Consider the following 23,411-nt stretch of genomic DNA (forward strand, 5'->3'; position numbering starts at 1 on the left):
CCCACCCGATCTGTTTGATTACGCCAGCAGGTCGCTGAGCGTGCGCGCGATCACCTTGGTCGCGCGGCGCAGGTCTTCCAGCACCACGCGCTCGTCGCTGCGCTTGGCGTGCGATTCGAGCACGGTGCGCGGGCCGGCGCCGTAGATCACGCCGGGAATACCGGCTTCCACGTACAGGCGCACGTCGGTGTACAGCGGCGTGCCCATGGCCTTGATCGGCTCGCCGAACAGCTCGCCGCCATGCTTCTGGATCGCGTCGACCAGCGGCTTGTTGCCCGCCAGGGGCTTCATCGAGTTGGCCAGCAGCAGGCGCTTGATCTCGACGGTGATGCCTTCGCTCTCGGCGGCCGCGTCGGCGATCACCTTGCGGATGGCGGCTTCCACCTCCGCCGGATTCTCCTCGGGGATCATGCGGCGGTCGAGCTTGAACACCACCTTGCCCGGAACCACGTTGGTGTTGGTGCCGCCCTCGATGCGGCCGACGTTCAGATACGGGTGCGTGATGCCCTCGACCTTCGACGTGACCTGCTTGTAGAGGGTGTTCTGTGCATAGAGCGCGTTCAGTATCTTCGTGGCGCCCTGCAGCGCGTCGATGCCGGTGGCCGGCACGGCGGCGTGCGCCATCTTGCCGTGCACCGTCACCTCCATCTGCAGGCAGCCGTTGTGCGCCGTGACCACTTCGTAGCTGAAGCCGGCCGCGATCATCAGGTCGGGCTTGGTCAGCCCCTTTTCGAGCAGCCAGCCCGGGCCCAGGATGCCGCCGAACTCCTCGTCGTAGGTGAAGTGCAGCTCGATGCTGCCCTTGGCCGGCTTGGCCACCGCCTCGAGGGCGCGCAGCGCGAAGGTGAAGCTGGCGAAGTCGCTCTTGCTCACCGCGGCGGCGCGGCCGTAGAGACTGCCGTCGACGATCTCGCCGCCGTACGGGTCGTGCGTCCAGCCTTCGCCGGGCGGCACCACGTCGCCGTGCGCGTTCAGCGCCACCGTGCGGCCGCCGTCGCCGTACTGGCGGCGCACGATCAGGTTGGTGATCGATTCGAGGCCGTAGTCCTTCACTTCCTGCGCGGGCACGGCGTGCTTCTCGGCCGTGAGGCCGAAGTCGTTGAGCAGCTCGGCGGTGCGCTCGGCGTGCGGCGCGTTGTTGCCCGGCGGCGTGTCGGTGGGCACCTGCACCAGTTGCTGCAGGAACTTCACTTCCTCGTCGAAGTGGGCGTCGATCCAGGCGTCGAGCTTGGCGTAGTCGGTCATGGCTTTTCTTCTATGTTTCAGTGGGCTTGTTCGGTCGCCAGGTTGTCCAGCAGGAGCTGGAAGGCCTCCACGGCGAGCTGGATGTCGTCGTTGGTGCTCGATTCGAGCGGGTTGTGGCTGATGCCCGAGTTGATGCCGCGCACGAACAGCATCGCCTGCGGCATCACCTCGTGCAGCTTCATGGCGTCGTGGCCGGCGCCGCTGGGCATGCGAAAGAGCGGAATACCCAGCGCGTCGACGGCCTTTTCCCAGCGTTGCTGCCAGGCGGGCGCGCTGGGCGCGGCGGCCGCGCGCATGGTTTCCTCAAGCTCGTAGCGAACGCCGCGGCGCTCGCAGATGTCCTTCAGCGCCGCGACCACGTCGTTGGCCAGCGCGTCGCGCTGCGCGTTGTTGGGCGCGCGCAGGTCGAGGCTGAACTTGCAGCGCCCCGGCACCACGTTGATGGAACCGCTGGGCACTTCGAGCATGCCGACGGTGCCGACCGAGTCGCCGTCCTTCGCAGCGCGCTGCTCGGTGTAGAGGATCAGCTCGGCCACGGCCGCGGCCGCGTCGCGGCGGCGGTCCATGGGCGTGGTGCCGGCGTGGCTGGCCATGCCGATCACCTCGCCCACGTAGCGCACGCTGCCGTTGATGGAGGTGACGATGCCCAGCGGCAGGTCGAGCTCGGTCAGCACCGGGCCCTGCTCGATGTGCACCTCGACGAAGCCGAGGTAGCGGGCCGGGTCGCGCTGGATCTTCGGAATGTCTTCCTGCTTCAGTCCCGCGTGCTGCATGGCCTCGCGCATGGTGATGCCGTCGACGTCCTTCTGGTCGAGCCAGCGCTGGTCGAAGTGGCCGATGAGCGCGCCCGAGCCAAGGAAGGTCGCCTTGTAGCGCTGGCCTTCCTCCTCGGCGAAGCCCACCACCTCGAAGGCGAAGGGCAGGCGCCTGTTCTGGCGCTTGAGCTCGCGCACGCAGGCCATCGGCACGAAGATGCCGAGGCGGCCGTCGTACTTGCCTCCGTTGCGCACGGTGTCGTAGTGCGAGCCGGTCAGCAGGGTCTTCGCGTCGGGCGTGGCGCCTTCGTAGCGCCCGACCACGTTGCCCACGGCGTCGATGTGCACCGAGTCGAAGCCCACGTCGCGCATCAGCGCACTGATCTGCGCGGCGCAGGCGCGGTGCGCGTCGGTCAGGTAGGTGACGGTGAGCTGGCCCTTCTCGGCATAGCCGGGGTCGGTGTGCACCGAGAGCTGCTCCTGCCAGTCCCACACGTCGTTGCCGAGCGTGATGTCGGCGGCGAACTTGTCGTTCAGGCGGATCTCGGCGATGCGATGGATGTTGCGCAGCGCCTCGCCGAGTTCGAAGCCGGGGTGGTTGTGCAGCCGGCGAGCGAAGGTCTCGATGATCTCGCGCTTGGCCAGCCCGGTGCCGCGCGGGCCGCGCACCGCTAGGATGAAGGGAAAGCCGAACTTGGCGTTGTAGTCGGCGTTGAGCTGCTGGATCTTCGCGAACTCCTCGGGCGTGCAGCCGGTCAGGCCGGCCTTGCTCTGCTCGTTGGTCGATTCGGCTGTCAGCGTTTTGCTGACCATGGCCTTGCCGGCGAGCTCGGGGTGGGCGCGGATCAGGCCCATCTGCTCATCGGCCGACGAAGCGGCCAGCGCCTGCACCAGCGCGTGCTTGAGGTGCGCGAGCGAGCGGAATGGGCGCGCGGCGAGGGCGCGCTCGGCGATCCACGGCGAGTGCTCGTAGATGCCGTCGAGCAGCGCGACGGCTTCGGCCGGCGCCGCGGCGTTGAGTTGGGCGATGGTGAGGCTCATGATGCGGCTCCGGCTTCAAAGGGATGCGCCTGCTTCCAGTGGCGCGCGATGTCCACGCGGCGGCAGACCCACACCTTGTCGTGCTTGGCGATGTGGTCGAGGAAGCGCTGCAGCGCGGTGATGCGCCCGGGCCGGCCGAGCAGGCGGCAATGCATGCCGATGCTCATCATCTTCGGGCTGTCGTCGCCGTTCGGGTCGCCTTCGGCATAGAGCGCGTCGAAGCTGTCCTTCATGTACTGGAAGAACGGGTCGGCGTGCGAGTAGCCCTGCGGCAGCGCGAAGCGCATGTCGTTGCAGTCGAGCGTGTAGGGCACGATGAGCTGCGGCACGACGGTGCCGTCGGTCTTCTGCACCTTCATCCAGAAGGGCAGGTCGTCGCCGTAGTAGTCGCTGTCGTACTCGAAGCCGCCGTAGTCGGCCACGAGGCGGCGCGTGCGGGGGCTGTCGCGGCCGGTGTACCAGCCCACGGCGCGCTCGCCGGTGAGCTTCTCGATGGCTTCCATGCCCAGGCGCATGTGTTCGCGCTCGGTGGCCTCGTCGATGTTCTGGTAATGGATCCAGCGCCAGCCGTGGCAGGCGATCTCGTGGCCCAGTTCCTTGAAGGCGGCGGTCAGCTCGGGATAGCGCTGCAGCGCCATGCCCACGCCGAACACGGTGAGCGGCAGCCCGCGCTTCTCGAACTCGCGCAGGATGCGCCATACGCCGGCACGCGAGCCGTACTCGTAGATGCCTTCCATGCTGATGTGCCGGTCGGGGAAGCTCGCCGGGTTGAACATCTCCGAGAGGAACTGCTCGGAGCCCGCGTCGCCGTGCAGCGTGGCGTTCTCGCCGCCTTCCTCGTAGTTCAGCACGAACTGCACGGCGACGCGCGCGCCGTTCGGCCATTGCGCATGGGGCGGGTTGCGGCCGTAGCCGATCAGGTCGCGCGGATAGGGCAGGGTGGAGTCGTAGACAGTCATTGTGTGGATCAGGACAACGCCAGCGAGATGTCGTTGGTCGGGACCTTGCGGTCGAAGGTGAGGTTGGCCTCGACGTGCTCGAGGTGTTCGGTCATGAGGCGCACGGCGCGCTCCTCGTCGCGCGCGGCCAGCGCCTTCACGATGTCGGCGTGCTCGTCGTTGGAGTGCTCGGCCGCGCTGGCGCTCTGGTACATCAGCGTGATGAGGGCGCAGCGCGAGATGAGCTCGCCCAGGATCTGCGCCAGCACCTGGTTGCCCATGAGCTCGGCCATGCGCACGTGGAAGTCGCCGAGCAGCTCGGTGCGGCCGGAGACGTCTTCGCCCGACACGGCGGACTTCTCGAGCGCCACGTGCTCCTTCAGCGCCTTGATCTTGGCCGGGGTGACGGTGCGCACGAACTCGCGCGTCATCTCGGCCTCGAGCATGCGGCGCACCGCGAACACCTGCTTGGCCTCGTCGACCGCGGGCGCGGCCACGAAGGCGCCGCGCGCGGGCTCCAGCCGGATGAGCTTATTCTGCGACAGCTGGAACAGCGCCTGGCGCACCAGCGTGCGCGAGACGCCGAAGTGATCGGCCAGCTTCTGCTCGGCCAGCTTGGTGCCGGGCTGAAGCCGGTGCTCGACGATGGCCTTCGTGAGGGCATCGACGATCGAACGGGTGGTGGAGGACTCCATGTTTTTCATGATAGACCCAAAGCCGGTAACTGTATACACTTTTGTCCACCGGAATTTCCCGCACCCGCCGATCCGAGCTTTTCGGACTTTCAAGGAGCGCCCCATGGGCCTTAGCACTCACGTACTGGACACGATGCACGGCGGCCCCGCGGCCGGCATGGAGGTTGCGCTGTACACCACCGACGGCGACGTCGCCACCTTGGTGAAGCGCTTCACGCTGAATTCGGACGGCCGCAGCGACGGGCCTCTTTACGACAACAATTCGCTGAAGGTCGGCACCTATCGCCTGGTATTCGACGTGGCCGGCTACTTCAAGGCCCTCGGCGTCAAGCTGCCGGAGCCGAACTTCCTGAACAAGGTCTCGCTGGACTTCGGCGTGGCCCACACCGACCAGCACTACCACGTGCCGCTGCTCGTGAGCCCGTGGAGCTACTCCACCTACCGCGGCTCCTGAGCCGGGGCTTCAGTCGCCTTGTTGCTGGCCTTCGGTCAGGGTGTCGAGTTGGAAGCGTCCGCTCTCGTCCCACAGCCAGGTGTCCGTCCAGGTGACGGAGCCCAGGCGCGTTGCCGGAGGGAAGGGCGACGCCTTCAGCACCGTGCGCTCGATCTCGGCAATCACTTCGGGCGCGTGCTTGGGCGCGCGCAGCCAGTGCATCGAACGCACCTTGCCGCCAGCGTCGATGTTCACCTCGAGCGTGCCGACCGCGTACAGCACCGGCGGCAGCTGGCCCTTGTAGATGCGCGAGCGGTTGGCTTCATAGACATGGCGCGCGGCATCGCGGCGATAGGCGCGCGCGGAAGAAGCACTGGATGCGGACGGCACCGGCCCGGCCCCGACATCGCCGCTGGCCCCGCTCAGCTGGCCGGGCACCGACCCGGTGGAGCCGCAGCCGGCAAGCCAGAGGGCCGAAACAACAGAAGCTGCAAGTGCGAGGCGGCGAGGCGTAAGCTGGCGATTCATGGCCGGGTTTATACCGTGAGTCGTCGCGCGCCCGGCAACCGAAGGTATCGATGACGATGAGCGGTGCGGTCGATCAATTGCTGGCGCGCCTGCGCCATGAAGACGCGGTGCTGGTGCGCGTCGAGTCCACACAGGGCTCGGCGCCGCGCGAGGCCGGGACCTGGATGGCCGTGTGGGCCGACGGCCTGACCGCCACCATCGGCGGCGGGCAGCTGGAGTTCCAGGCGACCAAGGAAGCGCGCGAGCTGCTGGCAGGCACGCGCAAGCCCTTCGACGGCATCCAGCGCTATCCGCTCGGACCCAGCCTGGGGCAGTGCTGCGGCGGGGTGATGTTCCTCTCCTACGAACGCATCACCGCCGCCGATGCGCCGAGGCTGCAGCAGGACCTGCTCGCTCAGCTCGAGCCGGTGGCCCTTTTCGGCGGCGGGCACGTGGGCGCGGCGCTGGCCCGACTGCTGTCGACGCTGCCGTTCTCGGTGCGCTGGATCGACAGCCGCGACGGCGTCTTCCCCGACGGGCTGCCCGCGCAGATCGACACCGAGCATTCCGAGCCCGTGCAGGACGCCGTGGCCGCGATCGCGCCGGGCAGCCGCGTGCTCATCATGAGCTTCAGCCACGCCGAAGACCTGGACATCGTCATCGCCTGCCTCAAGCGCCTGCGCGAGCGCAACGACTTGCCCTACATCGGCCTGATCGGCAGCAAGACCAAATGGGCCACCTTCAGCCACCGGCTGGAGGCGCGCGGCTTCACGGCCGACGAACTGGCCCGCGTCACCTGCCCGATCGGCGTGCCCGGCATCACGGGCAAGGAGCCCGAGGTCATCGCGGTGGCGGTGGCGGCACAGTTGTTGCAATCGCTGGGCTGAACAGGGTTTTCCCGGCGGTCGCATCCCAAAAAAACCGCACCCTCCCTTGCCAAAACTGTATACACTTTCGGTCCACAACAAGCCGCAGCGGAGCGAGGCCCATCTGCCCATGGAGCCTGCGTTCGCGGCACTTTCTCTGCTTACAGCGCCCGCGGTGGTGAGCAGGCTGAAACCCTTTCCTGGCGTCCTCACGCGCCAATCGGGTTGAGAGAGAAGCATATGGAAAGCTACTACCTCGACTGGGCCAACCTGCTGCTGCGCTGGGTCCACGTCATCACCGCCATCGCCTGGATCGGCGCCTCCTTCTACTTCGTGATGCTGGACAACAGCCTCGAGAAGCCGCAGGACCAGGAATCGCTCGACAAGGGCGTGGGCGGCGAGCAATGGGCCGTGCACGGCGGCGGCTTCTACAACATGCAGAAGTACGCGCTGGCGCCCAAGAAGCTGCCCGACCACCTGCACTGGTCTTACTGGGAGAGCTACTCCACCTGGATCACGGGTTTCTCGCTGTTCACCATGTCGTACCTGTGGAACGCGAGTACCTACCTCATCGACAAGTCGAAGATGGACTGGCAGCCCGGCGCCGCCATCGCCGTGGCGCTGGCCTTCTTCGTCGTGTTCTGGATGGTCTACGACGGCATCTGCCAGATCTTCGGGCGCCGCAAGCACGGCGACACCATCGTCGGCGTGCTGATCGCCGTCTTCATCGCCTTCGCGACGTGGCTGGCCTGCCAGTGGTTCGCGGGTCGCGCGGCCTTCCTGCTGGTGGGCGCCATGATGGCCACGACCATGAGCGGCAACGTGTTCTTCTGGATCATCCCCGGCCAGCGCAAGAACGTGGCGGCGCTGCGCGAAGGCAGGCCGGTGGACCCGGTGCACGGCCAGCGCGGCAAGCAGCGCAGCGTGCACAACACCTACTTCACGCTGCCGGTGCTGTTCGCGATGCTGAGCAACCACTACAGCTTCGCCTACACGCACAAGTACAACTGGATCGTGCTGCTGCTGATCATGCTCGGCGGCGCGGCCATCCGCCAGTTCTTCGTGGTGCGGCACCGCTTCAAGCTGGGCAACGCGGGCAATCCGCTGCCCTATGCGCTGGTCGGCATCGTGGTGCTGGGCCTGACGATCGTGTGGATGAAGCCAGAGCCGGTCGCCGCGCCCGCGGTGGCTGCCGCCGCTCCGGCCGTGCCGTTCAAGGACGTGCAGAAGGTGCTCGAGCAGCGCTGCTTCATGTGCCACGGCCCTGCCGTGCAGATGAAGAACGTGCGGGTCGATTCGCCCGAGCAGGTGGCGGCCCACGCCCAGGCCATCTACCAGCAGGTGGTGGTCACCAAGATCATGCCGATGAACAACGCCACGGGCATTACCGACGAAGAGCGGGCCCTCATCGGCCGCTGGTTCCAGGGTGGCGCAAAGACCAACTAGTCAGACAGAAGTTGACCGGCGGCAAGCGGGGCCGGTCACGGTCCGCAGCACAATCGCCGGATTGGAGACAAAGCAGCAATGACGACCGCATCGACCCCGGCCTTCGGCCCCGCCCCCGATCCGCGCGAAGCCCCGCGCGCCTTCCTCGAACATCTCTATCGCGTGGCGGTGGACCGCGCGCTGCCGCTGTCCACGCTGGGCGCCCACCTGCCGCCGCCACCCAAGGGCCGGACGCTGGTGCTGGGCGCCGGCAAGGCCGGCGGCTCGATGGTGCACGCGCTGGAGGCCCTGTGGCCGGCCGACGCGCCGCTGTCGGGGCTGGTCGTCACGCGCTATGACCACATTCCGCCGCGCCCGGAAGGGCTGCCGCAGCGCATCGAGATCGTCGAGGCCGCGCACCCCGTGCCCGACGCGGCGGGCCAGCAGGCGGCCGAGCGCATCCTCGCGCTGACGAAGGGCCTCACGGCAGACGACCTCGTGCTGTGCCTGATTTCCGGCGGCGGCTCGTCGCTGCTGGTGCTGCCCGCCGAAGGGCTGACGCTGGCCGACAAGCAGCGTATCAACAAGCAACTGCTCGAAAGCGGCGCGAACATCGGCGAGATGAACTGCGTGCGCAAGCACCTGTCGCGCATCAAGGGCGGCCGGCTGGCAGCGGCATGCGCGCCGGCCCGCGTGGTGACGCTGACCATCAGCGACGTGCCCGGCGACGATCCGGCCGTCATCGCCAGCGGCCTGACCGTGCCCGACGCCACCACCTGCGCCGACGCGCTGGCCATCCTCGACCGCTACGGTATCGAGGTGCCCGCGCCGGTGCGTGCGCGCCTCGAGAGCGGCGAACTCGAGACGCCCAAGCCCGACGACGCCGTCTTCAAGGGCCACGAGACGCACATGATCGCCACGCCCCAGCAGTCGCTCGAAGCGGCGGCGCGGGCGGCGCGCGAGGCCGGCATGGAGGCGCACATCCTCAGCGACGAGATGGAAGGCGAGTCGCGCGAAGTCGGCAAGGTGCATGCCGCGCTCGCGCGCGCCGTGGCGCACCGCGGCGAGCCTTTCGCGCGGCCCTGCGTCATTCTTTCGGGCGGCGAGACCACCGTCACGATCCGCCCCCGCCAGCCGGGCCAGGCCAAGGGCAGGGGCGGGCGGGCCGGCGAGTTCTGCATGGGACTGGCCGGCGCGCTCATGGGCCAGCCGCAGGTGTGGGCGCTGGCGGCCGACACCGATGGCATCGACGGCGTGGAAGACAACGCCGGTGCCTTCGTCACCCCGGACACGCTGGCGCGCGCCACGGCCGCCGGAAAGAAGCTGTCCGACCACCTCGACCGTAACGACGCCTACGGCTACTTCGACGCCGTCGGCGACCTGTTCGTGACCGGGCCCACGAACACCAACGTCAACGACTTCCGCGCGCTGCTGGTGTTGTAGTCGGGCGGCTGAAGGAGCGGCTCCCCGTTACTCCTTCAGCACCATGTCGATGCACATCACGGCCGCCATGATCAGCAGGCGGCGGGCGTCGCTGGCCGGCACGCCCGGGTCGATCGAAAGCATGTAGTTGTCGGCGGTGGTGAAGAGCTCCTTGCCCAGCCCCGCCCACTTCTTGGACACGGCGGCAAGCTCGCTGCTGCCCTGCACGAAGCGGAAGTCCCAGCTGGTCCACTTGCCCCTGAGCGTGCAGACGACCTGCTCCTGCGCGTCGAGCACATCGAACTTGCCGCCGATGGAGAAGAGCTTCTGCTTGAACGAGCCGACCAGCCGGTCGTTCTCATCCAGCACCTCCACTTTCGAAAGGAAGATGGAAACGCCTCGCCTGACCGACAGCACCTTCTGTCCCTCGGGCGTCGATACCACCACGTTGAAAGGCGTGAAGCGCTTGTAGTCGGTGAAGCGCAGCAGCTTGCTGAAGAAGCCCAGGTCGGGCTCGCGGCATTCCAGAATCTTCTGCTGCGAGTGCGGGTCGAAGATGTCGTAGTTGTTGGCCGCCTTGAAGATGCCGACGTGCTCCTTGATGAAAAACAGGTTGTTGCGCAGTGCCGAGTGCATGGTTCCTCTGATCCCTCTTGGTGTTGGTTGGGCGGCGATTATGTTCGGCGCGCATGGCTGATCCGGCCCTCGCCGGTGGCCGCCCAGCCGGCGAGGTTTGTGAACTCGGGTTAATCTATGCCCCCTGCGGCCCGTGGCCGCCGCCGCCGTCGCCACCCCCGGTGCCGCGCCGCACACCCAGAATTCCCCATTCTTCTTTTCATCATCCAGTCCTGAAGGAATAGCTCGCCATGACCGCCACCTACACCGACACCCGCCTGCTGATCGACAACGAGTGGGTCGACGCCACCGGCGGCAAGACGCTGGACGTCGTGAATCCCGCCACCGGCAAGGCCATCGGCAAGGTGGCGCATGCCAGCATCGCCGACCTGGACCGCGCCCTCGCCGCCGCGCAGCGCGGCTTCGAAACCTGGCGCAACACCCCCGCCAACGAGCGCGCCGCCGTCATGCGCCGCGCCGCGGGCCTGATCCGCGAACGCTCCCTCGAAATCGCCAAGCTGCTCACGCAGGAGCAGGGCAAGCCGCTGGGCGAGGCCAAGGTCGAGACGATGGCCGCCGCCGACATCATCGAGTGGTTCGCCGACGAAGGCCGCCGCGTCTACGGCCGCATCGTGCCCTCGCGCAACCTGGCCGCGCAGCAACTGGTGCTGAAGGAGCCCCTGGGCCCCGTCGCCGCCTTCACGCCCTGGAACTTCCCGATCAACCAGATCGTGCGCAAGCTCGGCGCCGCGCTGGCCACCGGCTGCTCGTTCCTGGTGAAGGCGCCGGAGGAAACCCCGGCGTCGCCCGCCGCGCTGCTGCGCGCCTTCGTCGACGCGGGCATCCCGCCCGGCGTGGTTGGCCTGGTGTTCGGCAACCCCGCCGAGATCTCGAACTACCTGATCGCCCACCCGATCATCCGCAAGGTCACTTTCACCGGCTCGACCCCGATCGGCAAGCAACTGGCCGCGCTGGCCGGCCAGCACATGAAGCGCGTGACGATGGAGCTCGGCGGCCATGCCCCGGTCATCGTCGCCGAAGACGCCGACGTGGCGCTGGCCGTGAAGGCCGCCGGTGCCGCCAAGTTCCGCAACGCGGGCCAGGTCTGCATCTCGCCGACCCGCTTCCTGGTGCACAACAGCCTGCGCAACGAGTTCGCCAGCCTGCTGGTCAAGCATGCCGAAGGCCTGAAGCTCGGCGACGGCCTTGCCGAAGGCACCAACCTCGGCCCGCTGGCCAATGCGCGCCGCCTCACGGCCATGGCCTACGTGCTGGAAGACGCCCGCAAGAAGGGCGCCACGGTCGCGACCGGCGGCGAACGCGTCGGCGATGCCGGCAACTTCTTCGCGCCCACCGTGCTGACCGACGTGCCGCTGGACGCCGACGTGTTCAACAACGAACCCTTCGGCCCCATCGCCGCCATCCGCGGCTTCGACACGCTGGAAGAAGCGATCGCCGAAGCCAACCGCCTGCCTTTCGGCCTGGCCGGCTACGCCTTCACCAAGTCGATCAAGAACGCCCACCTGCTGAGCCAGAAGCTCGAACTGGGCATGCTCTGGATCAACCAGCCCGCAACCCCCTCGCCGGAAATGCCTTTCGGCGGCGTGAAGGATTCGGGCTACGGCTCGGAAGGCGGCCCCGAGGCGCTCGAGGCTTACCTCAACACCAAGGCGGTCTCGATCCTGGGCGTCTGACGCCCCTTACTCTTCGGCGGTGGCATTCCAGAAGGCCTGCTGCACGCCGTCGAGTGCCTCCAGTTCCTCGATGACGCGGTCGAGCTCCTCGGGTTCGACCGCCGTCGCGTAGAGCGTCGCACCGATCTCGGTGTCGGCCGGCCCGAAGGGGTGCTGGTCGACGTCGCGCACCGGGTAGTTCGCGGCCTCCAGCAGCACCAGCAGATGGTCGAGCACGTCGGGCCGCGCCGCGCGCGAGCAGATCACGCGCACCACGTACGTCGCTTCGCTGCTCTCCTCGCTGATCGGCTGGCGGTTGATGCGGTTCACAACCGGCCGCAGCAACGTGTTGCTGGCCAGCACGAACAGCGCCGCAATGAGTGCTTCGCCGAGCAGGTCCGCGCCCGCGCAGGCGCCCACTGCCGCCGATCCCCACAGCGTCGCCGCCGTGTTCAGCCCCGTGACGTTGGCGCCTTCCTTCATGATCGCGCCCGCGCCCAGGAAGCCGATGCCCGACACCACATAGGCCACCACGCGCACGGCGCCCCCGCTGCCGTCCAGCCGGTAGGCCATGTCGACGAACACCGCCGCGCCCACCGCCACCAGCGTGTTGGTGCGAAGGCCCGCCGTGCGCTGCCGTATCTGGCGCTCCAGGCCGATCACCGAGCCGAGGATGAACGCAGCGGCCACGCTGATGAAGGTGTCGAGCAGCGAAGCCAGGTTGATGTTGTGAATGGCTTGCATCGATGGGTTTCCTTGTTGTTGTGCTACCGATGTTCAGTCTTTCGGTGCAGGCGTGTTCGCGAGTCGCTGCACGTGTTCGCGCCAGTTGCGCTTTTCCACGCTCCTGACGTTCGGAACGTCGGCGAGGTGGGCTAGGTAGGCGGCCAGCAGCGGCAACTCCGCGTCGCTCCTGTCGCCGACGAACTCGCGCACCGCCACCAGGTTGCCATAGCTCCTGGCGTACTTGGCTGGCGTGTCGTCGACGGCGATGATCGATTCGAGCGAGTAGCCCCTGGATTTCAGTTTCTGCAGGTTCTTGATGGTCTGGTACTCGCCTGTGGTCCAGTTGCGCGTGGTCGTGCAACGCTTGCTCGACCAGACGAATTCCAGGGTGCCGCCCGGAAAGATCCGTTCGACCACCTGCGCCGCGTAGCTCTCGCCGGATGCGGTCCACACGCCGACCCTGAACTGCGCGAACACGCTGGCCAGGAACTCGGGAAGATGGGGGCGCAGGTGCACGCGGTAGGGCCCGACACGGAAGTCCTCGTCATGGGCTAGCGTGTTTTCCGTTGCGTGAATCAACGTCTCGTCGAGGTCGAGCACCAGAAGTTTGCGAGTCTTGGATGTCATGTGCGTGTCGAAGAAGCTCACGGCGAGCAAAGCATATTCGACCGTTGCGCGTTCGAGCGCACTGGCGCACTGGGCTGCCGGCCCGCACCCCTGATGTCAGGTGTGCGGGCGTCGGCAGCTCACTGCCACCCGTATCGCCGCGCATACCACCCCTTCACCGCCTGCGTCAGCAGCGCGTAGCCCAGCAGCATCGCCGCCAGCCACGGGAAGTACGCCAGCGGCAGCGCCTGCAGCTTGAAGTAGTGCGACAGCGGCCCCATCGGCAGCCAGATGCCCACGGCGGCGATGGCGGCGCCCATGATCAGCAGCGGCCATGCGGCGCGGCTTTGCAGGAAGGGGATCTTGCGCGTGCGGATCAGGTGCACGATCAGCGTCTGCGACAGCAGGCCTTCGACGAACCAGCCCGACTGGAAGAGCGTCTGGTGATCCACCGAGTTGGCGGCGAAGACGAACCACATCACCGTGAAGGTGAGGATGTCGAACACCGAGCTCAGCGGGCCGAAGAACACCATGAATCGGCCCAGGTCGGCCGGGTTCCAGCGCTGCGGGCTCTTGAGGAACTCGTCGTCCACGTTGTCGAACGGGATCGCGATCTGCGACACGTCGTACAGCAGGTTCTGCACCAGCAGGTGCAGGGGCAGCATCGGCAAAAAGGGCAGGAAGGCGCTGGCCACCAGCACCGAGAACACGTTGCCGAAGTTCGAGCTCGCGGTGAGCTTGATGTACTTGAGCATGTTCGCGAACGTGCGGCGGCCCTGGATGACGCCTTGCTCCAGCACCATCAGGCTCTTCTCGAGCAGGATGATGTCGGCCGACTCCTTGGCCACGTCCACCGCGCTGTCCACCGAGATGCCGATGTCCGCGGCGCGCAGCGCGGGAGCGTCGTTGATGCCGTCGCCCATGAAGCCCACCACGTGCCCGTTGGCATGCAGCGCGTGAACGATGCGTTCCTTGTGCGCGGGCGTGAGCTTGGCGAAGACCTGGTGCGCCTCGACGACCAGCTTCAGGTCGGCATCGACCATCTCCTCGATCTCCGCACCGAGAACGATGCGACCCACTTCCAGGCCCACGTCGGCGCAGACCTTGCGCGTGACCAGCTCGTTGTCGCCCGTCAGCACCTTCACCGCCACGCCGTGCTCGGCCAGCGCGCGCAGCGCGGGCGCGGTCGATTCCTTCGGTGGATCGAGGAAAGCCACGTAGCCCAGCAGCGTGAGCCCCGATTCGTCAGTCACGCCGTAGGCCGGCTTCTGCTCACCGACCTTCAGCGAGCGGCTGGCCACGGCCACCACGCGAAGACCTTGGGCATTGAGCTCCGAGGCCACGCTGTGGATGCGCGCGAGCACGTCGGCGTCGAGCGACAGTACTTCCGCGCCGCGTTCGACCGAGGTGCACACCGAGAGGATCTCTTCCAGCGCGCCCTTGCAGATCAGCAGGTGCTCGCTGCCGCCGTTGGCTACCACCACCGACATGCGGCGGCGCGAGAAGTCGAAGGGCACTTCGTCGATCTTGCGGTAGGCGGTCTGCAGGCGGGTTTCGAGCTGCATCTCGGCGTGGCTCAGCACGGCCTTGTCGAGCAGGTTCTTCAGCCCCGTCTGGTGGAAGCTGTTGAGGTAGGCCAGCTGCAGCACGTGGTCGGACTGCTCGCCCCATGCGTTGGTGTGGCGCTCGAGCACGATGCGGTCCTGCGTCAGCGTGCCGGTCTTGTCGGTGCACAGCACGTCCATCGCACCGAAGTTGTGGATGGCTTCGAGCCTTTTGACGATCACCTTCTGGCGCGACATCACCACCGCGCCCTTGGCCAGCGTGGCGGTCACGATCATCGGCAGCATCTCGGGCGTGAGGCCGACCGCGATCGACAGCGCGAACAGCGCGGCCTCCCACCAGTCGCCCTTGGCCACGCCGTTGATCACCAGCACCAGCGGCGCCATCACCAGCATGAAGCGGATCAGCACCCAGCTCACGCGGTTGATGCCGGCCTGGAAGGCGCTGGTGCCGCGGTCGGCGGCCGTCACGCGCTGGGCCAGCGCGCCGAAGAAGGTGCGGTCGCCGGTGTGCACGATCACCGCGGTGGCAGTGCCGCTGATCACGTTGGTGCCCATGAAGAGCAGGTTCTCGCGTTCCAGCACGCCTGCCGCATGGTCGCCACGGTCGACCACGAACTTCTCGACCGGCATCGCCTCGCCCGTCAGCGCCGACTGGCTGATGAACAGGTCCTTGGCGGTGAGCAGGCGGCAGTCGGCCGGGATCATGTCGCCGGCCGAAAGCGCGATCACCTCGCCGGGCACCAGGTCGCGCATCGGCACCTCGACGCGCACCGTGCCGGCGTGCGTGGTGTCGAAGCCCTCGTCGCCGGCCGCGCCTTCCTTGTGGCCCGGCGCGGGGCGCAGCACGGTGGAGGTATTGCTCACCATCGCCTTGAGCCGGTCGGCTGCCTTGTTGGAGCGCGACTCCTGCAGGAAGCGCAGCACCGTCGACAGCACCACCATGCTGCCGATGACGAGCGTGGCCTTCATGTCCTCGGTGACGTAGGAGACCAGCGCCAGCACTGTCAGCAGCAGGTTGAACGGGTTGCGGTAGCACTGCCACAGGTGCTGCCACCAGCGCAGCGGCTGCTCGTGGCGCACCTCGTTGCTGCCCAGGCGTTTGCGCAGCACCTGCGCGTGTCCTTCGCTGAGGCCGCGCGGCGAGCTGCCGAGCTTGACCAGCATCTCGCCGGCATCGGTGCGCGAGGCCGCGTTCAGGGCCTTCGCGATGTCGGGCGGCATGCTGATGGAGCCGGTTCCGACGGGCTTCGAGCCCAGCAGCGTCTGCCAGCGCTCGAAGTGGTGCAGCATGTGGCGGCTGCGCAGGAAGCTTTCGAAAAAGGACTTGAGTACGTTCTTCATGATGTTCTCCTTCGGAGCGGCCGCCACCGGCGCCCGCGGAAGGAGAACCCCGGCATCGATCAGCCGGCCGGGCTCAACCCTCTGCGAGGCGCGACAGCGGGCCGCGTCGTTGTTGGAATAGGTCTTGGCGAAGGGGGCGCGCTATGGCGCCAACAAGAGGCGGGGTCCATGGTGTGCTCCTGGGTTGCTTGCGGGTTGCTCGAAGAGAAGAGTGGCGGCGCGCGCTTCAGCGGCGGGGCACGCAGATCGGCTGCAGCAGCAGATAGCTGCGGATGCGGCGCGTGGTCCAGATCGCGGCGGCCTGGTCGAGCCTGGCATCCACGGCAGGCGGTGCTTCCGCCGCCGCAGGGGCGGCGTGCGCAGGCACGTGCGCCGACGGACGAACACGCGGCTGTTCGTGCGGCTGACGACGAAGATGGAAGTGACGCATGACAAGGCTCCTTCGCACAGAAGGGCCTCGCGCACGGACGCACGCAAGCTGACTGAAAAGTCAGTGACGAGAACGACGGGAATCGGGAGGAGGGGAGCCGCTTGCCGGAATGGCAAACGGGTCACGCTGTGTGCAACGACCGGCACGCAGCGCGGGGGAGGCCTGCGCTAGAGGGCCGGATGTGTCACGCCTGCCGAGGCACGCGTCTTGTCACTGATCCAACTGGCACTGTCCACGCACGGGGCTCCGAAATGAAGATTTCCAGATTGTTGCACCGCATCACAGGGTGCGTCAACCCGCGGGACGGTGTTTTACGATGCGATTCGCGGGCTTATTGCCTCCATGTTGCGATTGGCCTGCAGCATTCGACGTGAACCTTTCAATCTGCATTCAATTCGATGAAGACATCGTCAGTCTTGTTCATCTGCACGGGGAATATCTGCCGCTCCCCGACAGCCCACGTTCTCCTGATGCACAAGGCTCGCGCAGCCGGCTTCGATGTCGAAGTCGACAGCGCCGCCATCTCCAATGAAGAGTGCGGCAACCCGCCGGATCCGCGCTCGGTGGCCGAGGCCAGGCGGCGCGGCATCGAGATGCACGCGCACTGCGCGCGGCAGGTCCGCAAGTCCGACTTCGATCGCTTCGAACTGATCATCGGCATGACCGCGCAGCACTGCGCGGCGCTGCGCAGGCTCGCGCCCGCCAGCACGGCCGGCAAGATCCATCTGTTCACCGAATACGCCGACGGCATCGAGGGCGACGTGCCCGATCCGTGGTACGGCGGGCAGAAGGATTTTGTCGAGGTCTTCGACTTGATCGACCAGGGCGTGGATGGCCTGCTCGCGCGACTGCAAGCCGACGCCGGGGCTACCAGCGCACCCGCACGCCCACCGAGGCGTTGAGCGAGCTCTTCATGCGCGTGTCTCCGCCGGTGGCCCACAGCTTGCCCAGCTCGCCGTAGATCGCCGTGCGCTCGCCGAGTGCGAGGGTGAAGCCGCCGGCCAGTTCGGTGCTGGTGCCGCCTGTTTCGCTGGCGATGCCGGTGCTGCCGGCCGGCCCCGTCAGGCGCGCGATGTCGGTGCCGCTCGATGCGCGGTTCACGTTGATGCGCGCGTAGGGCTGCAGCAAGCCGGCACCGGTGGCGATGGAGCCCTTGATGCGCACGCCGGCGCGCGCGATCAGGCCGTCGTGCGTGTCCTGCGTGATCCACGCGCCGGAGATGCTCGCGCCGTCCATGCTCAGGCGCTGGTGGATGAGCTGCAACTGCGGCTCCACGCGCCAGCCGCCTCCGATGTCGAAGGCCTTGCCCACTTCCAACGAAGCCAGGAAGCTGTCGCCCTTGCCCGAGCTGCCCATGCTCGCAAGCGGCCGCGCGGTGTAGCGGTGCTGGCCGCCTTGCAGCACGATGTCGGTGTACCAGCCGGCATCGTTGTGCCAACTGGCGTACACCCCGAGGTAGCGGCTGCGCAGATCGCTGCGGCCCACGCGCAGGCCCTGGATGCCGCTGGCGAAGCCGCGCACGTCGACGTCGCCCTCGAGCTGGCCGACGTAGATGCCGGCACGCCAGTTCGCATCGGCCCACAGGTCGGTGCCGGCCTGCAAGCCGGTGAGGCGGCCCTTGCTCTCGGGGCTCACGGTGCCGCGCTGGCGCACGTCGATGTCGGTGCTCAGCACGCGGCCCCATGCGCGGCGTCCGGCGTAAGTCGTCGTGTCGCCGGCGTCGTTGGGCTGCCGCATCTCGTCGCCGCCGCGCAGGTGCAGGTTGCCGAGCATCGCGACATTGGCCTGGCGCAACTGCTGGGGCAGGGCGGCATAGAGCGGAACTTCGGCGCGATAGGTCGGCAGGCCCGGCCCGCCCGGTGCACCTGGCACGCCGGGGCCGACCGCGCCCGTGGTCGAGCGCAGGTACCAGTTCTCGCCCGCACCGTTCGCATCGGCGGGATAGAGGCGGTATTCGTAGGCACCGGCATCCACGTGCCCGCCGGCGAGCGTGAAGGCGTCCCTGGTGGTCTGCGCGGTGGTGGTCGCGCCGTTGAGGGCGCTGATCACCTCGATGCCGTTGCCGGTGGTCAGCGCGCCCAGGCCCGCGAGATTGACGATCTGCACGGTGGTGCGGCCGCTGGCCGTTGCGCCGGCGCCGTCGAGCACCAGCCGGTCGGACGGGCCGCTCGCGTTCAGCACCGCGCCCAGCCGCAGTACGCCGTTGTTGCCCACGTAAGGCCCGGTCACGGTGAGGCTGGTGCCGGCCGTCGCGCCCGGCAGCGAAACCGTGCCGCTGTTGTTCAGCGACGCGACGGTCTGGTTGAAGCCCGCGAGGTCGAGCGTCGCGCCCGCGGCCACGCCGTGGGCCGAAGTCGCGCTGAAGGCGTTGGCGGCACCGGCCTGCAGCGTGCCCGCATTCACCTGCGTCGCGCCGCCGTAGCTGTTCGAGCCGGCGAGGGTGAAGGTGCCGGTGCCCTGCTTCACGACGCTGCCGCTGCCGCTCAGGCTGCCGCCGAACGTGGTGCTGGTGTTGTCGCCGCCGGTGGTGAGCGTCGCGCTGCCCAGCTTCAGTTCGCCGCCCGCGCTGCCCCCGCCCGAGAGCGAGCCGATGGTCTGGTCGAAGCCGTTCAGGTCCAGTGTGGCGCCGGCCTTGTCGGCCAGCGCGATCGTCGCCGCCGGGTTCAGCAGATCGGCCGCGCCGAGCCGCAGCGTGCCGGAGTCGACCACCGTGGCACCCGTGTGGTTGTTGGTGCCGGCCAGGGTCAGCGTGCCCTGGCCCGATTTGACGAAGGTGCCGCTGCCGCCCAGCGTGCCGCTCGCGGTGAAGTCGTGAGCCGCGTCGACGACCTCGATGCCGCCGCCCGCCGCGCCGATGTCGATGTCGCGTGCCGTACCGGCGAAGCCCGTGCCGGTGACCTGCAGGCGCCCGCCGTCGAGCGCGAGCCCGCCGCCGGCCGCGCCGAGGTTGGCATCGGCGGAAACCGACAGCACGCCACCCTGCACGGCCGTGCCGCCTGTGTAGGTGTTGGTGCCGCCCAGCACCAGCGTGCCCGCACCTGTCTTGGCGATGCCCGCGCTGCCGTCGATGGCGCTGTTCACCGTCGCGACGAAGCCCGTAGAGGCCGCGCTGCCGTCGCCCACGCGGATCTCGGCCTTGCCGCCGCCGGTGCCCAGCAGCGTGAGCGCATCGCCGGCCAGCGTATAGCCGCCGCTGGTGAACTGCATGCCCAGCGCCTGCACCGCGCCACCGGTCTTGTCGATGGTCACGGTGCCCGGCGCGCCGCCGAAGATGGCGAAGCCCGGCTGCGGCTGCATGGGCACGGTCACGGTGCCGGCCGCGTCGGTCCAAACCGGGCTGGTGGTCGACCACGTGCCCGTGCCGCCGCCGGATTGCACCGGGCTGGCCAGGCCGTCGGCGTTCCAGAAATTCAGCGTCAGGCCGGTGGTGTTGAGCAGGTTGAAGCGCTTGTCGGCGCTGAGGTTCTGCAGCAGCACCGTGCTGCCGCCCGGCAAGCCGCCGAGCGAAAGGTTGCCGGCGCCCGTCAGCGAGCCCCCGTAGTCGACGAGCCGGTACACGCCGGGGCCGAAGCTGCCGGCGTTGGCGACGTTCAGCGTCACCGCGCCGCCGAGCGACAGGTCGCCGCCCACGCTCACGCTGTCGCTCGCGCCCGGCGTGCTGAAGTTGGGGCCAGGCGCGCCGAAATCGAAATCGAGCGTGCTGCCGGCGGCGAGCGAAAGATTGCCGCCCACGGCCAGCACGCCAAAGCTTCCGGCGGTGCCGGCGCCCGGAGCCAGCTTCGCGCCCGTGTTCAGGGTGACGTCGCCGCCGATGCGGCCGGTTCCGCCCAGCGTGGCGCCGGTCAGCACCGTGACCGCGCCGGTGCCCGTGGCGCTGCCGCTCGCATTGGTGGCCAGCAGCGTGCCCGAAGCGACGGTGGTGGTGCCTGCATAGGCGTTCGCGCTGCCAAGGCTCAGGATGCCGGTGCCGCTGTAGCTGAGGCCGGAGCCGCCACCGATCACGCCGCCCAGTGCGATGTTCTTCGCGCCCGTGACGCTCAGCGCGCCATCGAGCGTGACGTCGTTCGCCAGCGCGACGTCGGCGCTCGATGTCAGCGTGGCGGCGCCGCTCACAGTCAGCGTGCCCGTGCCCAGCGAGGTGCCGGTGCCCACGCCGAGCGTGCCGGCCTGCAGCGTCACACCGCCGCCGAAGTTGTTGGCTCCGCCGAGCACCAGCGTGCCGGCGCCGGTCTTGATGAGAGAGCCTCCGCCGCCGATGGGCCCGTTCAGCGTGAGATCGTTGGCGCCGCCCACCGTCAGGCCCGCGCCTGTGCCGAGCGATACGGCGTTGACCAGCGTCAGGGCGCCGGCCGCGCTTTGCAGGCCGGCGTTGCCCGTCACGCCGAGGGTGCCGCTGCCCAGCGAGGTGCTGGTGCCCAGCGAAAGAGTGCCGCCCGCCAGTGAAACGCCGCCCGAGAAGTCGCTCGCGCCGTTCAGCGTGACGCCGCCGGGACCGTTCACCGCGAGCGCGCCGGCGCCGGTGATGGTGCCGCCCAGCGCGAGTGCGTTGGCACCGGTCAGGCTCAGCGTGGTCCCGCTGCCCAGGGTTACGCCGTTGCCTAGCACGATGCCCGGCACGTTCGCCGTGAGGCTCGCGTTGCCTGTCACGGCGAGCCCGCCGGTGCCCAGCGCGAGGTTGTTGCCCACGCCGAGCGTGCCGCTGCCCAGCGTGACGCCGCCGCTGAAGCCGGCGTTCGCAGCGTTCAGGCTCAGCTTGCCCGTGCCGTTGAACGACAGCGCACCCGCGCCCGACACCAGCCCGCCCAGCGCGATGTCGTTGCTGCCGCCCACATCCAGGCCCGCGTTGAGCACTACCGCGTTGCCCAGGTTCACGCCCGCGCTGGCATCGAGCGTGGCCGCGCCGTTGACAGTGAGCGCGCCGAGTCCCAGCGAGGTGTTGGTGCCAACGCCCAGTCCGCCGCCCAGCAGGTTCACTCCGCCGGCGAAACCGTTGGCGCCGCCCAAGGTGAGCTTGGCTGGCCCCGACTGCGTCAGTCCGCCGAGGCCGCCGATGGTGCCGTTGAGCGAGAGAGCGCTGCTGCTCGCAACGTTCAGCCCCGCATTCAGGTTGAAGTTGTTGGTCAGGCCCACGGGCGTATTCGCTGCCAGCGAACTGGCGCCACTCACCGTCACCGCGCCCGTGCCCAGCGCGAGGTTGTTGCCCACGGTGAGCTGGCCGCCCCCCAGGTTGAAGCCACCGCTGAAGTCGTTGGCACCGTTGAGCGTGAGCCCTGGCGCGCCGGCCAGGCTCATCCCGCCCGCGCCGCTGATCTTGCCGTTGAGCGTCAGCGCACCGCCGCTTCCGCCGCCGCCCAGGTTCAGCGTGTTGTTGAGCACGATGTCGTTGCTCAGCGCGAGGCCGTTCTTGCCGGTCAGCGTGGCGGCGCCATCGACCGTCAATGCGCCGGAGCCGAGCGCGGTTGCGGAGCCGAGGTCTATCGAGCCGGCCTGCAGCACGGTGCCGCCGCTGTAGTTGTTGGCGCCGTTCAGCACCAGGTCGCCGCTGGCGAGCGTCAGGCTGCCGCCCCCGTTGATGTTGCCGTTCAAGCTCAGCGTGCCCGCGCCGTTGAGCGTCAGCGCGCCGTTGAGCTGCACCTGATTGGTCAGCGTGCCGGTGAAGGCGGTGTTGAGCGTGGCGGGGCCGCCGACCTGGAACAGGCCCGTGCCGAGCGAACTCGCGTTGCCCAGCGTCAGTCCGCCGCCATTGAGCGCCAGCCCGCCGCTGAAGTCGTTGTTCCCTGACAGCGTGAGCGTGCCGCTGCCGTTCTTGATCAGCCCTCCGGCGCCGGTGACGGTGCCGCCGAGCGTCAGGGAGTTTGCGCCCTGAACGATCAGGCTGCCCGTGAGGCTGATGTTCTGCGTCAGCGTCAGGCCTGCCACCGAGGCCTGCATGGAACCACCGTTCGCCGTGAGCGTTCCGGTGCCGAAGGACAGCGCATCGTCGAAGATCGCGGTGCCGCCGTTGAGCGCGGCCGCGCCGCTCACCACGGGGCCCTCGAGCGTCCAGGTGCCGCTGTTGACGACGAGGTTCTCGAAGTTCAGGTACTGCAGGCTCGAGACCGTGCCCGCGCCGCCGCTGCCGGAACCAGGCCCCGCCACGGTGTTCTGCAGCACCAGCGTGTCGTTGCCCCCTATGCCCGCGTCGACCGTACCTCCGGCGGCGAAGGTGAGGAAGCTCGGCGGCACCGCGGGCGTTGGAATGGTCACGCCGGGCAGCGGCACCAGCCCGCCGTTGATCGACGAGCCCGTCACCGCCACGAAAGTGTCGTTGCTCAGCGTCGTGCCCAGCGAGACGCTGCCGTTGATCGTGCCAGCGTTGACGAAGGCGTTGCCGCCGCTGTCGGGGCTCTGGAAGGCCACGCGGCCGGTGATCGTTCCGGTGTTGGTGAAGTTGACGTTGCCACCGCCGTACACGGCGACGGCGATCGAGTTGATCGGATCGAAGAGCCCGAGCGCGCTCATGCCAATCGTGCCGCTGTTGTTGAAAGTCGTGGTCCCGGTGGTGGCGATGACGGCCGCCGCGCCCAGCAGGCCGAAGGTACCGTCGAAGGTGCCTTCGATCGTGCCCTGGTTGTTCACCGTGACGTTGCCGCTGCCGGGCACGACCAGGTTGCCGATCGTGAGGGCGCGCGAGAGCACGAGGGAGCCCGCTGCGTTGGCGTCGATGGCGCCCAGGTTGTTGAGCGTGATGCCGTTGCCGCCCAGCGTCATCGCCGTGCCGCCGGGCAGGGTGCTCATGATGCCGCCCGACTGCACCGTGACGGCAAGACCGTTGGCGTTGCTCAGGAAGCTGTTCGGGTTGGGGGGCAGCAGGATCGGAACGCCGGTGCAGGTGACCACGTCGTTGTCGACAGGCGAGGCGGGCGTGCAGGCCGCGAGCGCCGTGCCGCCATGCAGTGCCAGTGCGGCCAGGGCCGCGAGGGCCCCGAGCGCAGGAGCTGCGCCCCTGCGCGCGGTGCGCCTTCGTCCCCTGACTGCTGTCCCTCCGGAACCGCTGGCGCTCTTCGCCAGTTCGGAAACCACGCGATACCGGCTCTGCCGGCGGTCGAAGATCACACGGTAGACATGGTTCACGGCTCGCCTCCAAGC

General features: G+C 68.4%; 17 protein-coding genes. 6 read left to right on the top strand and 11 right to left on the bottom strand.

Annotated features, from left to right (window positions below):
• Positions 1-18 precede the first annotated feature (18 nt).
• Genes ACAM57_RS08140 through ACAM57_RS08155 form a run of 4 tightly spaced genes read right to left on the bottom strand, consistent with a single transcriptional unit; the run spans position 19 to position 4,683 of the window.
• Complete coding sequence (locus tag ACAM57_RS08140; protein ID WP_369661282.1) at positions 19-1,245, bottom strand: ArgE/DapE family deacylase; 1,227 nt, start codon at positions 1,243-1,245, stop codon at positions 19-21.
• 17 nt (positions 1,246-1,262) lie between these two features.
• Complete coding sequence (gene uraD / locus ACAM57_RS08145) at positions 1,263-3,041, bottom strand: 2-oxo-4-hydroxy-4-carboxy-5-ureidoimidazoline decarboxylase (RefSeq protein WP_369661283.1); 1,779 nt, start codon at positions 3,039-3,041, stop codon at positions 1,263-1,265.
• Positions 3,038-4,000 (bottom strand): allantoinase PuuE, encoded by a 963-nt coding sequence (gene puuE, locus ACAM57_RS08150; RefSeq protein WP_126024296.1) that lies wholly within the window; start codon positions 3,998-4,000, stop codon positions 3,038-3,040. The genes uraD and puuE overlap by 4 nt, the downstream gene beginning before the upstream one ends.
• 8 nt (positions 4,001-4,008) lie before the next feature.
• A complete protein-coding gene (locus ACAM57_RS08155) occupies positions 4,009-4,683 on the bottom strand; it encodes a GntR family transcriptional regulator (RefSeq protein WP_019655080.1) in 675 nt (224 codons plus the stop codon).
• A gap of 94 nt (positions 4,684-4,777) precedes the next feature.
• Here ACAM57_RS08155 and uraH point away from each other — a divergent pair, with 94 nt between their 5' ends.
• Positions 4,778-5,128 carry a hydroxyisourate hydrolase gene (gene uraH, locus ACAM57_RS08160; RefSeq protein ID WP_184641509.1) on the top strand — a complete coding sequence of 117 codons (351 nt, stop codon included), beginning with the start codon at positions 4,778-4,780 and terminating at the stop codon, positions 5,126-5,128.
• Positions 5,129-5,137: 9 nt separating this feature from the next.
• Here the strand turns inward: uraH and ACAM57_RS08165 are convergent, their stop codons facing one another.
• The gene (locus tag ACAM57_RS08165; protein ID WP_126024298.1) at positions 5,138-5,635 is read right to left on the bottom strand and encodes a hypothetical protein; all 498 of its coding nucleotides are present in this window, start codon (positions 5,633-5,635) and stop codon (positions 5,138-5,140) included.
• 56 nt (positions 5,636-5,691) lie between these two features.
• Here ACAM57_RS08165 and xdhC point away from each other — a divergent pair, with 56 nt between their 5' ends.
• The 3 genes from xdhC (at position 5,692) to ACAM57_RS08180 (ending at position 9,348) form a co-directional block, all read left to right on the top strand.
• On the top strand, positions 5,692-6,501 hold the full coding sequence (xdhC, locus tag ACAM57_RS08170; protein ID WP_369662414.1) for a xanthine dehydrogenase accessory protein XdhC: 810 nt from the start codon (positions 5,692-5,694) through the stop codon (positions 6,499-6,501).
• 219 nt (positions 6,502-6,720) lie between these two features.
• A complete protein-coding gene (locus ACAM57_RS08175) occupies positions 6,721-7,926 on the top strand; it encodes a urate hydroxylase PuuD (protein ID WP_369661284.1) in 1,206 nt (401 codons plus the stop codon).
• Between the two features lie 78 nt (positions 7,927-8,004).
• Complete coding sequence (locus ACAM57_RS08180; protein WP_369661285.1) at positions 8,005-9,348, top strand: glycerate kinase; 1,344 nt, start codon at positions 8,005-8,007, stop codon at positions 9,346-9,348.
• A 27-nt stretch (positions 9,349-9,375) separates the two neighbouring features.
• On the opposite strand, the gene ACAM57_RS08185 is transcribed toward ACAM57_RS08180, so the two are convergent.
• Positions 9,376-9,963 (bottom strand): phospholipid scramblase-related protein, encoded by a 588-nt coding sequence (locus tag ACAM57_RS08185; RefSeq protein WP_369661286.1) that lies wholly within the window; start codon positions 9,961-9,963, stop codon positions 9,376-9,378.
• A gap of 230 nt (positions 9,964-10,193) precedes the next feature.
• Between ACAM57_RS08185 and ACAM57_RS08190 the strand changes: the two genes are divergently transcribed.
• On the top strand, positions 10,194-11,636 hold the full coding sequence (locus tag ACAM57_RS08190) for an NAD-dependent succinate-semialdehyde dehydrogenase (protein WP_369661287.1): 1,443 nt from the start codon (positions 10,194-10,196) through the stop codon (positions 11,634-11,636).
• Positions 11,637-11,642: 6 nt separating this feature from the next.
• Here the strand turns inward: ACAM57_RS08190 and ACAM57_RS08195 are convergent, their stop codons facing one another.
• The 4 genes from ACAM57_RS08195 to ACAM57_RS08210 form a co-directional block, all read right to left on the bottom strand.
• Entirely contained in the window at positions 11,643-12,359 is a 717-nt protein-coding gene (locus ACAM57_RS08195; protein WP_126024302.1) for an MgtC/SapB family protein, read from the bottom strand.
• A 33-nt stretch (positions 12,360-12,392) separates the two neighbouring features.
• A complete protein-coding gene (locus tag ACAM57_RS08200) occupies positions 12,393-12,968 on the bottom strand; it encodes an NIF family HAD-type phosphatase (protein WP_369661288.1) in 576 nt (191 codons plus the stop codon).
• Between the two features lie 119 nt (positions 12,969-13,087).
• Positions 13,088-15,853 carry a magnesium-translocating P-type ATPase gene (mgtA, locus tag ACAM57_RS08205; RefSeq protein ID WP_369661289.1) on the bottom strand — a complete coding sequence of 922 codons (2,766 nt, stop codon included), beginning with the start codon at positions 15,851-15,853 and terminating at the stop codon, positions 13,088-13,090.
• A 226-nt stretch (positions 15,854-16,079) separates the two neighbouring features.
• Positions 16,080-16,283: a hypothetical protein gene (locus ACAM57_RS08210; RefSeq protein ID WP_369661290.1), complete on the bottom strand. Its 204-nt coding sequence runs from the start codon at positions 16,281-16,283 to the stop codon at positions 16,080-16,082.
• Positions 16,284-16,681: 398 nt separating this feature from the next.
• Between ACAM57_RS08210 and ACAM57_RS08215 the strand changes: the two genes are divergently transcribed.
• Positions 16,682-17,185, top strand: a complete 504-nt coding sequence (locus tag ACAM57_RS08215) for a low molecular weight protein-tyrosine-phosphatase (RefSeq protein ID WP_369661291.1) — start codon at positions 16,682-16,684, stop codon at positions 17,183-17,185.
• On the opposite strand, the gene ACAM57_RS08220 is transcribed toward ACAM57_RS08215, so the two are convergent.
• Positions 17,151-23,396 carry an autotransporter outer membrane beta-barrel domain-containing protein gene (locus ACAM57_RS08220; protein WP_369661292.1) on the bottom strand — a complete coding sequence of 2,082 codons (6,246 nt, stop codon included), beginning with the start codon at positions 23,394-23,396 and terminating at the stop codon, positions 17,151-17,153. The two genes, ACAM57_RS08215 and ACAM57_RS08220, sit on opposite strands and share 35 nt — an antisense overlap.
• Positions 23,397-23,411 lie beyond the last annotated feature (15 nt).

It is taken from the genome of Variovorax sp. V15, assembly GCF_041154425.1.
Lineage (GTDB): Bacteria > Pseudomonadota > Gammaproteobacteria > Burkholderiales > Burkholderiaceae_C > Variovorax > Variovorax guangxiensis.

What these genes read in the sequence shown, in the direction of transcription:
- ACAM57_RS08165 (WP_126024298.1), bottom strand. Translation starts at nt 5,635, where the DNA reads ATGAATCGCCAGCTTACGCCTCGCCGCCTCGCACTTGCAGCTTCTGTT.
- xdhC (WP_369662414.1), top strand. Translation starts at nt 5,692, where the DNA reads ATGAGCGGTGCGGTCGATCAATTGCTGGCGCGCCTGCGCCATGAAGAC.
- mgtA (WP_369661289.1), bottom strand. Translation starts at nt 15,853, where the DNA reads ATGAAGAACGTACTCAAGTCCTTTTTCGAAAGCTTCCTGCGCAGCCGC.
- ACAM57_RS08180 (WP_369661285.1), top strand. Translation starts at nt 8,005, where the DNA reads ATGACGACCGCATCGACCCCGGCCTTCGGCCCCGCCCCCGATCCGCGC.
- ACAM57_RS08175 (WP_369661284.1), top strand. Translation starts at nt 6,721, where the DNA reads ATGGAAAGCTACTACCTCGACTGGGCCAACCTGCTGCTGCGCTGGGTC.
- ACAM57_RS08155 (WP_019655080.1), bottom strand. Translation starts at nt 4,683, where the DNA reads ATGAAAAACATGGAGTCCTCCACCACCCGTTCGATCGTCGATGCCCTC.
- ACAM57_RS08210 (WP_369661290.1), bottom strand. Translation starts at nt 16,283, where the DNA reads ATGCGTCACTTCCATCTTCGTCGTCAGCCGCACGAACAGCCGCGTGTT.
- ACAM57_RS08185 (WP_369661286.1), bottom strand. Translation starts at nt 9,963, where the DNA reads ATGCACTCGGCACTGCGCAACAACCTGTTTTTCATCAAGGAGCACGTC.
- ACAM57_RS08215 (WP_369661291.1), top strand. Translation starts at nt 16,682, where the DNA reads ATGAAGACATCGTCAGTCTTGTTCATCTGCACGGGGAATATCTGCCGC.
- ACAM57_RS08200 (WP_369661288.1), bottom strand. Translation starts at nt 12,968, where the DNA reads ATGACATCCAAGACTCGCAAACTTCTGGTGCTCGACCTCGACGAGACG.
- ACAM57_RS08195 (WP_126024302.1), bottom strand. Translation starts at nt 12,359, where the DNA reads ATGCAAGCCATTCACAACATCAACCTGGCTTCGCTGCTCGACACCTTC.
- ACAM57_RS08140 (WP_369661282.1), bottom strand. Translation starts at nt 1,245, where the DNA reads ATGACCGACTACGCCAAGCTCGACGCCTGGATCGACGCCCACTTCGAC.
- ACAM57_RS08190 (WP_369661287.1), top strand. Translation starts at nt 10,194, where the DNA reads ATGACCGCCACCTACACCGACACCCGCCTGCTGATCGACAACGAGTGG.
- uraD (WP_369661283.1), bottom strand. Translation starts at nt 3,041, where the DNA reads ATGAGCCTCACCATCGCCCAACTCAACGCCGCGGCGCCGGCCGAAGCC.
- puuE (WP_126024296.1), bottom strand. Translation starts at nt 4,000, where the DNA reads ATGACTGTCTACGACTCCACCCTGCCCTATCCGCGCGACCTGATCGGC.
- uraH (WP_184641509.1), top strand. Translation starts at nt 4,778, where the DNA reads ATGGGCCTTAGCACTCACGTACTGGACACGATGCACGGCGGCCCCGCG.